The organism is Saccharopolyspora sp. NPDC047091 (assembly GCF_040643635.1).
Taxonomy (GTDB): Bacteria; Actinomycetota; Actinomycetes; order Mycobacteriales; family Pseudonocardiaceae; genus Saccharopolyspora_C.
The window spans coordinates 1-16,012 of the sequence record NZ_JBEYUS010000042.1 but is presented as its reverse complement, the minus strand read 5'-3'; the positions used below and the strand labels follow the sequence as shown (position 1 = coordinate 16,012).

Below are 16,012 nucleotides of genomic sequence, written 5' to 3'. Positions count from 1 at the left end.
CGTGATCCGCTCGAAACTGATCGAGGACATTCTCGGACTTTCGCCGCTCCAGGAAGGCCTGCTGTTCCACCACGTCTACGACCCGAACGGCACGGACGTCTACATCGGGCAGTCCGTGCTGGAGTTCGAACGAGACCAGGTCGACGTCGAACGCCTGCACGCCGCCGTGCAGGCGCTCCTGGACCGGCACACCGCCCTGCGGAGCTGCTTCCGGCAACGCAAGTCGGGCCAGTGGGCGCAGCTCGTCCTCCGCTCAGTACCGGCGGCGTGGCACCTGGTCGATCTGACGGGTGGGGCGTCGTCGGACGACGAGCGCGGAGCAGCGGCGGACCGGGTCGCCGCCGAGGACCACGCGCGAGGCTTCGACCTCGGAAGCCCGCCGCTGCTGCGCTTCACCGCGGTCGTCCTCGACCCTGGCAGGTTCCGGCTGATCCTGACCTACCACCACATCCTGCTCGACGGGTGGTCGCTGCCGATCCTCGTGCACGAACTGCTCACGATCGAGTCCGGTGCGACCGACATCCTGCCGCCGGCGCGGCCGTACCGGGACTACCTCGAATGGATCGCCGCCCAGGACCCGGCGGCGGACGAACGGGCATGGCGTCGCGCGCTCGGCGGTGTCGACGAATCCACGGCGGTCGTACCCGCCGCCACCGACCCGGTCGTGCCGGAGCAGGTCCACACGGAGCTGTCCGAGGACGAGACCGAACGGCTCGTCCAGCGGGCGCGGGAGCTCGGCCTGACCCTGAACACCGTCGTCCTCACCGCGTGGGCGCTGGTCGTCGGTCACCAATCCGGCAGGGACACCGTCGTCGTCGGCAACACGGTCTCCGGACGCCCGCCCGAGCTGGACGGGGTGGAGCGCATGATCGGCCTGTTCGTCAACACCGTGCCCCGATGCGTTCGTGCGCGCCCCGATCAGACCCTCGTGGAGCTGTTGCGACAGGTCCAGGCCGAGCACGGTGCGTTGTTGCCGCACCAGCACGTCGGCTTGTCCGAAATCCAGCGCTGGATCGGCGTGGGCGAACTGTTCGACGCGGTGTGCACCTTCCAGAACTACCCCCTCAGCGGGGAGGGTGATTCGTCCACCGCCCGCGAGTTCGGGCTCACCGGAGCACGCAGCAGCGACGCCACGCACTACCCGCTCGCCCTCGTCGTCGGGCCGGGGCACGCCCTGCGCCTGAAGCTGGACCACCGACCCGACCTGGTCGACCGGGAGCAGGCCGAAGCGATCCTGCGCCGCACGGTGCGGGTGCTGGCGGCGATCACCGACGATCCTCGGCAACTCGTCGGCGCCGTCGACCTGCTCGACGCGGGGGAGCGGCACCGGGGCCTGACCGAGCACAACGACACCGATCGCCCCGTCGACCGGGTCTCGGTGCCGGAGTTGATCGAGGCACAAGCGAGAAGCACCCCGGACGCGCCCGCGATCGTCAGCGGCGACACCGAACTGTCCTACGCCGAACTCAACGCCCGGGCCAACCGGTTGTCCCACTCGCTGACCGGCCGGGGAGCGGCTCCGGGAACGATCGTGGCCGTCCTGCTCCCGCGCGGCCCGGAACTGCTCGTCTGCCTGCTCGCGGTGCTCAAGTCCGGAGCCGCGTACCTTCCGATCGATCCGGAGTATCCCGCCGAGCGCGTCGAATACCTGGTCGCCGACGCGGACCCGGTGCTGGTGCTGACGGACACCGGCCTGGCGCCGAAGAGCATCGGTGACCGGGCGGTGTCGTGGGACGACGTCGGTGATCACCCCGCCGGGAATCCTGGTGTGCAGGTGCGGCCCGCTGACGCGGCTTACGTCATCTACACCTCGGGTTCGACCGGCCATCCCAAGGGCGTCGTGGTCGAGCACCGCGCGCTCGGCCACTACCTGAGCTACGTCCGGGACCAGTACCCCGGCGTCTCCGGGCGCACGTTGCTGCACTCGTCGGTGGCTTTCGACCTCACCGTGACGTCGCTGTTCGCGCCGTTGACCTGCGGTGGTCAGGTGGAGATCGCCGAGCTGACCGGAAGCGCCGAGCACCTGGCGGGACTCGGCAGGCCGACGTTCCTCAAAGCCACACCCGCGCACCTCCCGCTGCTGAACACGCTGCCCGACAACGTCAATCCGACGGGCCAACTCGTCGTCGGTGGTGAGGCGCTCACCGGTGCGAGCGCGGCGGCGTGGCGGCGGAAGAACCCCGGCACCACGCTGATCAACGAATACGGCCCCACCGAGGCCACGGTCGGCACGATCGTGCACCGGCTCGAACCGGGTGCGGAGGACCCGCGCGGGTCCGTTCCCATCGGACGTCCAGTGTGGAACACCCGGGCGTACGTGCTCGACGGCGCCCTGCGCCCGGTGGCTCCCGGTGCCCCGGGGGAGCTGTACCTGGCAGGCGAGCAGCTCGCGCGCGGTTATCTGCATCGTGCCGGCCTGACATCCGAACGGTTCGTGGCCGACCCGTTCGGCGGCGCGGGGAACCGCATGTACCGAACCGGCGACCTCGTTCGCCGGCGAAGTGACGGCGAGCTGGACTACCTCGGCCGGGTCGACGACCAGGTCAAGGTGCGCGGGCACCGGATCGAGCTCGGCGAAGTGGAAGCCACGCTGACGAGTAGCTCCGCCGTGGAGCAGGCGACGGTGGTCGTCCGGGAGGACACCCCGGGTGATCAGCGGCTCGTCGCCTACGTCGTGGTGGGCGAGGACGTCCTGCCGGACACCCTGCGCGAACACGTGCGCTCGGCGCTGCCGCAGTACATGGTCCCGTCGGAGTGGGTGGTCCTGGACGAGATCCCGCTGACGCCGAACGGGAAAGTCGACCGCGCCGCGCTTCCCGCACCCGAGCACGCACGCGGGCAGGCCCGGGAGCCCAGCAGCCCGACCGAGGAGATCCTCTGCGGCATCTTCGCCGAGGTCGTCGGTGCGGAACAGGTCGGCGTGGACGACGATTTCTTCCGGCTGGGCGGACATTCGCTCCTGGCGACCGCCCTGGTGAGCAAGGCCCGCGCCGCGCTGGACGTCGAGCTGACCGTCCGCCAGGTCTTCGACCACCCGACGGTGGCGGCGCTCGCCACGGCGCTGGATCGAACGCGCCGCGCGCGACCGGTGATGACGCCCGTCCCCCGGCCTGAGCGGGTACCGCTGTCGTTCGGCCAGCAGCGGCTGTGGTTCCTCAACCGCTTCGAACCCGACGCGACGTACACCATGCCGCTGGCTCTGCGGCTGTCCGGGTCGCTCGACCGGGCTGCGCTGCGCTCGGCGCTGTCCGACCTGGCCGCCAGGCACGAGGTCTTACGCACCGTTTTCGCCGAGGACGACACCGGAGCGCACCAGGTGGTCCGCGACGACGTCGACGTGGAGCTCCCGGTGGTGGCGGCGGATCCGGCCGATGTGGACGAGCACCTCGCCACCGCGTCGGCCACACCCTTCGACCTCGCGCACGAGCCCCCGCTGCGGTGCACGCTGTTCGAACTCGGACCGGACGACCACGTGCTGCTCCTCCTCACGCACCACGTCGCCGCCGACGGTTGGTCCATCACGGTGCTCGCCCGCGACCTCGGCCGGGCGTACGCGGCGCGTCGTGCGGGTGCGGTGCCCGACTGGTCGCCGATCCCCATGCAGTACGCGGACTACGCGCTCTGGCAGCGGGAATTCCTCGGCGACGAAGACGATCCGGTCAGTCCGCTCGCCGAGCAACTCGAATTCTGGCGGACCGCACTGAACGGGTCGCCGGCAGAGCTGGCGCTGCCCACGGATCGTCGCCGGCCCGCCGTGGCGAGCTTCCGCGGCGATCACGTGCGGTTCGGCCTGGACGCCGCGTTGCACCAGCGACTCGAAGATCTCGCCCGCGCCGGCGGGACGAGCCTGTTCATGGTCGTGCAGGCCGGGCTGGGTTGCCTGCTCGCACGGCTCGGAGCCGGCGACGACCTGCCGCTGGGGGTGGCGGTCGCCGGTCGACCCGACGACGCCGTGGCGGACACCGTCGGGTTCTTCGTGAACACGCTGGTGCTGCGCGCGGATCTGTCCGGCGACCCCGAGTTCGCGGAAGTGCTCCGCCGGGTGCGCGACACGAACCTGTCGGCGTTCGCGAACGAGGACGTTCCGTTCGAACGAGTGGTGGACTCGGTACGGCCGGAGCGGTCGCTGTCCCGGCACCCGCTGTTCCAGGTGCTGCTGGCGCTGTCGCCGGACGGTGACGCGATCGCCCCCGACCTGCCCGAGCTGGACTGCACTCCGCACCCGGCCCCGATCTCGACGTCCCGGGTGGACCTGGCGTTCACCCTGCGCCGCCGCGGCGGCCCGCGTCCGTCCGGTGTGGACGGTACGATCGAGTTCAGCACCGACCTGTTCGACCAGGAGACGGTCCAGCGGCTGGCCCGCCAGCTCGTCCGGGTGCTCGCCCTCGCCGTCGAGGACCCGCGCCGTCGGGTGAGCACCCTCGACCTGCTCGACGACCAGGAACGCCGCGCGCTGCTCGATGAGCCGAACGACACGGCCCGACCGGTGGACGACGAGTCGATCGTCGGGCTCTTCGTGGACAGGGCACGCCGATGCCCTGCGGCGCCGGCGGTGCAGCAGGACGACGTGGTGCTCTCCTACGCCGAACTCGACGCACGTGCGAATCAGCTCGCACACCACCTGCTCCGGTACGGCGCGGGTCCCGAGGAGTTGATCGCGCTCGCCTTGCCGCGTGACGTGGGTCTGCTCGTGGCGATGCTCGCGGTGGTGAAGACCGGAGCCGCCTACGTACCGCTCGACCCGGAGCATCCCGCCGGACGGATGCGCACGGTGCTGGCCGGCACCGAACCCCGATGCGTCCTCACCACGCGCGAGACGGCGCGGAACCTCCCCTCGGGGCGACCCGTTCTGCTGCTCGACGAGGACGACACGAGAGCGCTGCTGAGCGCGGAACCGGAAACCGATCCGGGCACGCGAGCACGCGGCCATCATCCGGCCTACGTGATCCACACGTCCGGCTCGACCGGACGCCCGAAGGGCGTGGTGGTCGGACGGCGCGCGCTGGCGAACTTCCTGGCCGACATGACGCGCACGGTCGAGTTGTCGGCATCGGACCGGTTGCTCGCGGTCACCACGGTCGCCTTCGACATCGCGGCACTGGAACTGCTCGCGCCACTGCTGTCGGGTGGCCGCGTCGTGCTGGCTTCCCGCGAGGACGTCCGCGACCCGGAGCGGCTCCGCGCCTTGGTCGAGTCGGCGGGCATCACCGTCATGCAGGCGACGCCGAGCCTGTGGCGCGAGGTGGTCGGCGGCGGTGCCGCCGACGCGTTGCGCTCGGTGCGCGTCCTGGTCGGTGGTGAACCGCTGCCCGGAGACCTCGCGCGGGCGCTGAGCGCACACGCACCGTCGGTGACGAACCTCTACGGCCCGACGGAGACGACGGTCTGGTCGACGTCGGCCGTGCTGGCCGGTGACGACCCGGAGCCGGGCATCGGCCTGCCCATCGCGAACACCCGGGTGTACGTCCTCGACGCGCACCTGCGGCCGGTCCCGCCCGGGGTGCCGGGAGAGCTGTACGTGGCCGGAGCGGGCCTGGCCCGGGGATATCTGGGCCGCCCGGACCTGACCTCCGAGCGGTTCGTGGCTTGCCCGTTCGGCGGACCGGGCGAGCGGATGTACCGCACCGGGGATCTCGCCCGCTGGCGGCCTCGCGGCGGGCTGGAGCACCTCGGCCGCACCGACGACCAGGTCAAGCTGCGGGGCTTCCGGATCGAGCCCGAGGAGATCGCCGCGGAGCTGTCGAGACATCCCGCCGTTGCCCAGGCGGCCGTGGTGGTCCGGGAGGACCGGCCGGGTGATCGAAAGCTCGTCGGTTACGTCGTGGCCACAGCCTCCACGGCCGAGATCCGCGCGCACGCCGCGCAACACCTGCCGGCGTACATGGTTCCGGTCAGCCTCATCTCGCTCGACGCGCTTCCGCTGACGCCGAACGGGAAACTCGACCGGGCGGCCCTGCCCGCACCGGAACCGGAGCACGCTCACGAGACCCGACGACCGAGAAACCCCAGGGAGGAGATGCTCTGCGCCCTGTTCGCAGAGGTGCTGGGCGTCGCATCGGTCGGCATCGACGACGATTTCTTCGCGCTCGGCGGTCATTCGCTGCTCGTGACCCGCCTGACGAGCCGGATCCGCACCGCGTTCGGGTCGGAGGTCGCGGTGCGCCGGGTGTTCGAGCACCCGACGGTCGAAGGACTGTCGCGCGCCTTGACCCCGGACGACGAGGTGCGGCCCGCGCTGACGGCGGATGCCGTACGACCCGACCGGGTTCCACTGTCCTTCGCCCAGGAACGACTGTGGTTCCTGCACCGCCTCCGGGGACCCTCCGCGACCTACAACCTGCCGCTCGTGCTGCACCTGTCGGGGAACCTGGACCGCGACGCGCTGGCCGCCGCACTGTCCGATGTGGCCGTCCGGCACGAGTCGCTGCGCACCGTCGTCGCCCAGGACGAGGAAGGGGTGCACCAGATCGTCCTGCCACCGTCCACGCCGGTGGACTTCCGCGTCGTGGAGGCACGCGACACGGCGTGGGAATCCGCAGTCGAGGCGGACGCTCTGCATCATTTCGACCTGGAGAACGAGCCACCCCTGCGGGTCCGGCTGTTCGAACGAGCGCGGGACGAGCACGTCCTGCTGGTGCTGGTCCACCACATCGCCGCTGATGGGTGGTCGGTGTCGGTGTTGGCCCGCGACCTCAGCGCGGCGTACGCGGCGCGCCGCGCGGGGACGGTGCCGCGGCTGTCGCCGCTTCCGGCCCAGTACTCGGATTACGTGCTGTGGCAGCGCGCGCTGCTGGGAGACGAGGGCGAGCAGGCCGGCCTCGCGGGCGCGCAGCTCGACTACTGGCGATCACGACTCGCCGGCGTACCGGAGGAACTGCCGCTGCCGTTCGACCGGGCGCGACGCGCGGAGCCGTCGCACCGGGGCGATCAGGTGGAGTTCGAGATCCCATGCGGCCTGCACCGCGCACTCGAAGGGTGGGGCCGTGAGCACGGAGCCAGCGTGTTCATGGTCGCGCAGGCGGCTCTCGCGGCGACGTTGCACCGGCTCGGTGCGGGCACCGACATCCCGATCGGGACACCGGTCGCCGGGCGGTCGGAGGAGGCGGTCGAGGACCTGGTCGGACTGTTCGTGAACTCGTTGGTGCTGCGGCACGACCTATCCGGCCGACCGAGCTGCGCGGAACTGCTCGCGCGGGTGCGGGACGTCTCGCTCGCGGCCTACGCCCACCAGGACGTGCCCTACGAGCGCTTGGTCGAGGTGCTCAACCCGCGTCGTTCACCGGCCCGGCACCCGCTGTTCCAGGTGATGCTCACGTTCGAGCGCGACGATCCGCAGTACACGGTGGACCTTCCTGGTCTCACCGCGTCGTCCCGCGCGGCCACCACGGGCTCGGCGAAGTTCGACCTCTCGATGGGGCTTCGGGAGCGCCGGACGGCCGAAGGCGACCCGGCGGGCGTGCACGGCGTCCTGTTGTTCAGCACCGACCTGTTCGACCGCACGACCGCAGAGATGATCACCCGGTGCTACGTGCGCGCCCTGTCGGAGGCAGTGCGAGATCCGCGACGCGCGGTCGCCGATCTCTGCCTGCTGGACCCCGCGGAGCGGCACCGCGTTCTCGTGGACTGGAACGACACCGCCGAGGACGTGCCCGCCCGCACCGTTCCCGACCTGTTCGAGCAGCAGGCCGCGCGGACCCCGCAGGCTCCCGCCGTGCGATCGGCCGAGGAGACGCTGTCCTACGCCGACCTCAACGCGCGGGCCAACCGGCTCGCCCGGATGCTCAGGGAGCGGGGTGTGGGGCGCGGTGGCCTGGTCGGCCTCGCGCTACCGCGATCGGTCGACATGGTCGTCGCGCTGCTCGGCGTGCTGAAGTCCGGCGCGGGCTACGTCCCGGTGGATCTGGAGCAGCCGAGCGAGCGGATCGCGTACGTCCTCGGGGACGTCTCGCCGCAGCTCCTCGTCACCACGGCGGCCTGCGCGGACGCGCTGCCCCGCGTGACCGGTGGCTCGGCGGTGCGGCTCGTGCTGGACGCACCTGAGGTCGTCAAGGCCCTCGCGCGGCGCAACGGCGACAATCTCGGAGACGGCCGCCGGACCACCGTGCTCGGCGGGGACGTCGCGTACGTGATCTACACGTCGGGCTCGACGGGGCGTCCGAAGGGCGTCGTGGTGGAACACCGGGCGCTGGGCGCCTACGTCCAGCGCGCTCGCGACGCCTATCCCGAGGCCGCCGGCAGCACCCTGCTGCATTCACCGGTGTCCTTCGACCTCACCGTCAGCGCGCTGTACACCCCGCTGGTCGCCGGTGGGTGCGTGCGCCTGGGATCGTTGAACGCGGACGAGGCCGACGACCGTGCGCGTCCCACGCTGATGAAGGTGACGCCGAGCCACCTGGAGATGCTGGAGTCGCTCCCGGACAGCATGTCCCCGAGCGAACTGCTGCTGATCGGTGGCGAAGCGCTTCGCGGACCCGCGCTCGCGGCCTGGCGCTCGCGGCACCCCGAGGTCGCCGTCCGCAACGTCTACGGGCCGACCGAACTCACGGTGAACTGCCTGGAATACCGGCTCGACCCGGCGACCCCGACACCCGAGGGCGACGTGCCGATCGGACGGCCGTTCCGCAACGTGCGCGCCTACGTGGTGGACGACCGGTTCGCCCCGGTGCCGGACGGAGTGGTCGGCGAGCTGTACGTGGCGGGCGCCCAGCTCGCGCGGGGTTATCACGGTCGACCCGGATTGACCTCCGAGCGGTTCGTCGCGTGCCCGTTCGGCGAGCCGGGCGAGCGGATGTACCGCACGGGAGACCTCGTGCGACGCACCAGCGACGGCGAGCTGGTCTACGCGGGACGCGCCGACGACCAGGTCACGGTGCGGGGACACCGCGTCGAGCTCGGCGAGGTGCTGGCGGCGGTGCGATCCCATCCGGCGGTCGAACGCGTGGCCGCCCTCGTCCGCGAGGACCGCGCGGGTGACCCGCGGCTGGTCGCCTACGTCGTTGCGGGGACCGGGACGAGCCTGGACGTGGCGGAGTTGCGCTCGCACGTGGCGTCGACGCTGCCGGAGTACATGGTGCCTTCGGCGTTCGTTCGCGTGGACGAGATCCCGTTGACCACCAACGGAAAACTCGATCGCGCGGTGCTCCCTGTTCCTGAGCACGAGTCCTCGTCCCGATCGACGCGCGGCGCTCGCGGAGCACGGGAGGACGTGCTCTGCTCGCTGTTCGCCGACGTGCTCGGTGTCCCGCACGTCGGTGTCGAGGACAGCTTCTTCGCACTGGGCGGGCATTCGCTGCTCGCGACTCGGCTGGTCAACCGCATTCGCGGTGCGCTGGGCGTGGAGGTCGCGATCCGGCAGGTCTTCGAGCAGCCGACCGTGGCCGGGCTGGTCCGATCCCTCGACGGCGCTGGTGTGGCACGCGCGCCCGTCACCAGAGCCACCCCCCGGCCGCGGCGGGTTCCGCTGTCGATGGTGCAGCGCCGGCTCTGGCTGCTGGACCGGATGGAAGGACCCAACCCGACCTACCACCTGCCGCTCGCGCTGGAGCTGTCGGGAAGCCTGGACGAGTCCGCCCTGCGTGCGGCGCTGGCCGACGTCGTGCGTCGCCACGAGTCGCTGCGGACGGTGATCGCCGAGGATTCCCAGGGACCGCACCAGGTCCTGCTCGAAGCCGATGAGGTCCACATCGGGCCTGCGCTGATCGCGATCGACGAGGACGAGCTGGACGCGACGCTGACCGACCTCGCGGGCCACCCGTTCGACCTCGCCGCCGAGCCGCCGATCAGGGCGTGGCTCGTCCGGGTGGGCGTCGAACGGCACGTGCTCCTCGTCCTCCTGCACCACATCGCCGCCGACGGCTGGTCGTTGCCAGTCCTCGCCGAGGATCTCCGCTCGGCCTACGAAGCACGCTGTTCGGGCACGGAGCCAGCGTGGCCGTCGTTGCCGGTGCAGTACGCCGACGTGGCTCTGTGGGAGGAGCGGACGTTCGGCACCACCGACCAGGACGGTCCGCTCGCCGACCAGATCGACTACTGGACCACAGCGCTCGCCGGTCTGCCGGAGGAGTGCACCGTCACGCCCGACCGCTCCCGCCCGGCGAGCCCCGCCCACCGGGGCGACGTCGTCGCATTCGACGTCCCGGCCGACCTGCACGCGCGCATGGACGCCTTCGCACGGCAGGTCGGGGCGAGCGTGTTCATGGTGATCCAGGCAGGGTTGTCGGCGCTGCTGTCGCGGTGGGGCGCGGGGGAGGACGTCGCGCTCGGAGTGCCGATCGAAGGCCGCCGGGATGAGGCTGTGGACCGGCTCGTCGGGTTCTTCGTCAACACGCTCGTCCTCCGCGCCGACCTGAGCCGGGACCCGACGTTCACCGAACTCGTCCGCCAGGTCCGGGACACCGACCTCGCCGCCTACGCTCATCAGGCCGTCCCGTTCGACCGGTTGGTGGAGGTGCTGCGCCCACAGCGTTCCCGGTCGAGGAACCCGCTGTTCCAGGTCTCGCTGACCTTCGACAGCGATCGCGCGGCCGTGGACGGGGACGTGCACGAGTGGGGCGGCGTGCGGGTCAGCGCCCGTCCGGTCGGCACGGCCACGGCGAAGGTGGACCTGGCGTTCTCGTTGCGGGAACGCCGTGCCGCCAGCGGTGTGGTGGAGCGCCTGCGCGGCTCGCTGGAGTACGACGTCGAGCTGTTCGATCGCCGGACGGCCGAGGACGTCGTCGACCGGCTCGTGCGGCTGCTCGACGCGGCGACGCGGCGCCCGGACAGTCCGCTTTCCGGCACCGAATTCGTCGCCCCAGCGGAACTGGCGCGGCTCGTGCGCGGCGACAACCGCGGCGGCCCGCACCCGGAGACCCGCTGGACGGACGGCTTCCACGAGGTCGTCCGGACCACACCGGACGCTATCGCGGTGGAGTGCGCGCAGAGCGGGATCAGCCTGTCGTACGCGGAACTCGACCGGCGGGCCAACGCCCTCGCACACCGGCTGGCGGCATACGGCGCTGGGCCGGAGCAGGTGGTCGCGGTCGTGCTGCCCCGCTCGCACGAGTGGATCGAGGCGGTCCTGGCCGTGTTCAAGCTCGGTGCGGTGTACCTCCCGCTGGCAGCCGACGCGCCAGCCGAGCGCACCCGGGCGATCGTCGCCGAGGCGCGGCCCCGCGTGTTCGTGACGGACGCGGCGACGCGGGCCGACCTGGAATCCGGCGTCGACGCTGCGGTCCTGGTGCCCGGCACCGGCGAGGAGGCGGCGGCCCCGCCGGTCGAGTTCGAGGTGGTGCCGGCGAACCTCGCTTACATCATCTACACCTCCGGCTCCACGGGGCAGCCGAAGGGTGTGGCCGTCAGCCATGCTGGTCTGGCCGCACTCGCGACGACCCACCGGGACGGGCTCGACCTGGAGCCGCGGAGCCGTGTGCTCCAAGTCGTGTCGCCGCAGTTCGACGTGTCGGTGGCCGATATCGTGATGACCCTGTCGGTGGGTGCCGCGCTGGTGCTGGCTCCACCGCCCGGTCGGCTCGTCGGATCGGAGCTGGCCGCCGAACTCGCGAACCGGCGCGCCTCGCACGTGATGCTGTCCGCCTCGCTCCTCGACACGGTCGCGGAGCAGGAGGTTCCGGCCGTGCGGTGCGTGGTGATCGGAGGCGAGGCCGTCCCGGCGGAACTCGCGTCCGGGTGGGCGATCGGTGGCCGCCGCGTGATCGATGCCTACGGGCCGACCGAGGTCACCGTCGCCGCGACGATGAGCGCACCGCTCGCGGTGGGCGAGCATCCGACGATCGGGCGGCCGGTGCTCGGCACCAGCGTTTTCGTCCTGGATCGCCGGCTTCGACCCGTTCCGGCCGGAATGCCGGGGGAGCTGTACGTCGCCGGTTCCGGGTTGGCCCGGGGCTATCTGGCCCGTGCGGCGGGCACCGCCGAGCGCTTCATCGCCTGCCCGTTCGGCGCCCCCGGCGCGCGGATGTACCGAACCGGGGATCTGGTCCGGTGGAACCGCGACGGAGCGCTGGACTTCCTGGGGCGTGCCGACGACCAGGTCAAACTGCGCGGGTTCCGCGTCGAGCCGGGAGAGGTCGAGGCGGCGCTCACCGCGCACCCCGCCGTGGAGCGCGGTGCCGTCGTCGTGCGGGAGGACCAGCCCGGAAGCGCCCGGCTCGTGGCGTACCTCGTGCCTGCCGACGGGGCGCTGGGGGTGGACTCGGTCCGCGAACACCTCGCGGCGCTCCTCCCGGAGTACCAAGTGCCGTCGGCGTTCGTACTGATGGACGAGCTTCCCCTGACGTCCAACGGGAAGCTCGACCGCCGCGCACTGCCGACACCGGCGGACGGCGGTACCGGCGGCGGGTCTCCGCGCGGACCGCAGGAGGAGATCCTCTGCGAGTTGTTCGCCGACGTGCTCGGCGTCGGTGCGGTCGGCATCGACGACGACTTCTTCGCGCGCGGCGGCCATTCGCTGCTCGCCACCACCCTGGCGGGCCGGATTCGTGCCGCGTTCGGTGCGGAGATCGCGGTCCGGCAGGTGTTCGACACGCCGACGGTCGCGGGGCTCGCTCTGGCGCTGCGCGACGCCGGCCGGGCGCGCACCCCGCTGCGCAGGGCTTCCCGATCCGGCCTGCTGCCGCTGTCGTTCGGGCAGCGCAGGCTGTGGTTCGTCAACCGGTTCCAGGGCAGCAACGCGGCGTACAACATGCCGCTGGCGCTCCGGCTGACCGGCAGGCTCGATCGCGACGCGCTCGCGGCGGCGTTCGCGGACGTGCTGGCCCGGCACGAGGTCCTGCGGACGGTGTTCGTGGAGGACGCAGAGGGGCCCCACCAGGTGGTCGTCGACACCGTTCGTCCACCCTGGAAGGTCGTGGCGACGAGCGAGGCCGGACTCGCCGGAGACGTCACGGAGGCGGCGCGTCAGGGCTTCGACCTCGCCGGCGAGCTACCGGTGCGCGGCGTGCTGTTCGAGATCGATGGCCGGGGCGACGAGCACGTGCTTCTCTTGTCCCTGCACCACATCGCCGCCGACGGCTGGTCGGTTCCGGTCCTGGTTCGCGATCTCACCACCGCGTACCGCGCCCGGCGGGCGGCCGAGAGTCCACAGTGGCCTGAACTGGCCGTGCAGTACGCGGATTACGCGCTGTGGCAGCGCGAGGTGCTCGGTGCCGAGGACGACCCGCAGAGTCCACTGGCCGTTCAACTGGATCACTGGGCGTCCTCGTTGGCCGACCTGCCCACCGAGATCAGCCTGCCGGTGGACCGCCCCCGCCCCTCCTCGTCGTCCTACCAGGGTGGCCGGATCACCTTCGAGGTCCCACCGGACCTGCACGCCCGGATCGTGCAGGTCGCCAGGGAGCACGCGGTGAGCGTGTTCATGGTGTTGCAGGCGACGTTGGCCGCGCTGCTGCACCGGCTGGGCGCGGGCGACGACATCCCGCTGGGCACGACGGTCGCGGGCCGGACCGACGCGGCGACCGAGAACCTGGTCGGCTTCTTCGTCAACACGCTGGTGCTGCGGACCGACGTGTCCGGAGCGCCCACCTTCGCGGAACTGCTGGCGCGGGTCCGCCGCACCGACCTGGACGCCTACGCCCACCAGGACGTGCCGTTCGAGCGACTGGTGGACCTGCTGGCACCGGATCGGTCACTGGCCAAGCATCCGCTGTTCCAGGTGATGCTCTCGCTCAACGACGCCGCTGCCGTTCCCGGCGGAGGCACCAGTGGAGTCGGAGGCGTCGCGGAGCTGGACGTCACCTCGTACCCGCTGGACACCGGAGTCGCGAACTTCGACCTGCTGTTCGGTTTCGGCGAGCGGCCCCGTGACCGAGACGGACGCGCGGGTGGGCTCGACTGCACGGTGCAGTTCAGCGCCGACCTGTTCGACACCGCCACGGCGCGACGACTCGGCGAGTGGTTCCGCCGGTTGCTGGCCTCGCTGGTCGAGGATCCGTCCCGCCGGGTCCGGCAGGCCGAGCTGCTCGCGGTTTCCGAGCGCGCGGCACTGGTGGCGACGGGCAGCGGCGGCGCCGACGCCGAACCGGGAACGTGGGCCGCGCTGTTCGAGCGCCAGTGCGACCGGACGCCGCACCACCCCGCCGTGGTGGCCGAGGGCCGGGAGATCCACTACGCGGAGCTCAACGCCCGCGCCAACCAGTGGGCTCGGTACCTGATCTCGCTCGGCGTCGGTCCTGAGCGGGTGGTGGCGGTCGCCTTGCCACGTGGCGCGGAACTCGTCGTCGCCCTGCTCGCAGTGCAGAAGGCGGGAGCGGCCTACCTGCCGGTCGATCCGAACTACCCGGCGGACCGCATCGAGTTCATGCTCGGTGACGCGCGCCCGTCGCTGGTGATCACCGCGCGGCACCTGGAGGAATCGCTCCCTCACCAGGGCGTCGCTCGGTTGCTGGTCGACGACGAGACGGTTCGTGCTGCGATTCGTGCGTGTCCTGACCACGACCTGGACGACGGCGACAGGATCTCGCCGCTTCAGCTGTCCGCAGTGGCCTACGTCGTGTACACGTCCGGTTCGACTGGTCGGCCCAAAGGCGTCCAGGTGGATCACCACGGCCTCGCGGGTCTGGCGGCCGGACACGTCGACAAACTCGGGCTCGACAGCACGAGCCGCGTGCTCCAGTTGGTGTCGCCGAACTTCGACGCGGCGCTCGGCGACTTCGTCATGACCCTCCTGAGCGGGACGACGATGGTGCTCGGACCGCAGGACAGCGTCGTCGGAGGTGACGAACTGGCCGAGTTCGTACGAGCGCACGGTGTCACGCACCTGGCGGCACCACCGGCGCTGCTCGCCACCCTCGACCCCGAGGACGTGCCGAGCCTGCGCGGAGTGCTGGTCGGCGGTGAGGCGTTCTCGGCCGAACTCGCGGCGCGCTGGCATCGTGCGGGACGTCGGCTGGTCAACGTCTACGGTGCCACCGAGTCGACCGTGCTCACCACGATGAGCGAACCGCTCACCGGTGCCGAGCAGCCCGACGCCGGCCGGGCCATCCCGGACGACCGGCTGTACGTGCTGGACGCGGCGCTCAACCCGGTGCCGCGCGGTGTCCTCGGCGAGGCGTACCTCGCTGGCAGCGGTGTCGGCCGGGGGTACCTGGGCCGCCGCGTTCTCACGGCCGAGCGGTTCGTGGCCGACCCCTTCGGAGCCCCGGGCGAGCGGATGTACCGCACCGGTGACCTGGTGCGCTGGAACGCACGTGGTGACGTGGAGTTCGTCGGCCGGGTCGACCACCAGGTGAAGATCCGCGGCTTCCGCGTCGAACTCGGCGAGATCGACGCGGTACTGCAACGACATCCCGCCGTCGCGCAGGGCGTGACGCTGCTGAGGCAGGACCGTCCGGGGGACAACCGCCTCGTGAGCTACGTGGTGCCGACGGCCGCCGGGACCGGCGTGGACGAGGAAGCGCTGCGTGCGCACGCGGCCGCCACACTGCCGGAGTACATGGTCCCTGCCGCGATCGTCCGCCTCGACGCACTGCCGTTCACCCCCAACGGCAAGATCGACCACCGCGCGCTGCCGGAGCCGGCCGTCGAGGCCGTGGTGACCGGCCGCGGGCCGAGGGACGACCGCGAAAAGGTGCTGTGCGAGCTGTACGCGGATGTTCTCGGGCTGGAGTCCGTGGGCATCGACGATGGCTTCTTCGCGTTGGGCGGGGACAGCATCATGTCCATCCAACTCGCCGGCCGTGCGCGCCGCGTCGGACTGGTGTTCACCGCCAAGGACGTCTTCGAGCACAAGTCGGTCGCGGGACTGGCGCGGGTGGCGCGGTTCGAGGAGAGCACTCCCGATCTCGCCGACACCAACGGGGTGGGCGAGGTCCCGCTGACCCCGGTGCTGCACTGGTTCGCCGAGATGGGCGGGCCGGTCGACCGGCTCAACCAGTGGAAGGTGCTGCGGGCTCCCGAGAACACCGAGCACGACACGCTCGTCTCGGCGGTGCAGGCGGTGCTCGACCACCACGAGTCGATCGCGTCCCGGCCGGACGTGCCGGACCAGACGTGCTCGGGCGGTTGATGGACGGCCTGG

The 16,012-nt window shown here is 71.6% G+C and carries 1 protein-coding gene; it reads left to right on the top strand.

The genetic code is table 11. The annotated features are described in order from the left end of the window. The first annotated feature begins 1 nt into the window (after position 1). Positions 2–16,000 (top strand): amino acid adenylation domain-containing protein, encoded by a 15,999-nt coding sequence (locus ABZ805_RS18610; RefSeq protein WP_358441539.1) that lies wholly within the window; start codon positions 2–4, stop codon positions 15,998–16,000. The last annotated feature ends 12 nt before the right edge of the window (positions 16,001–16,012 follow it).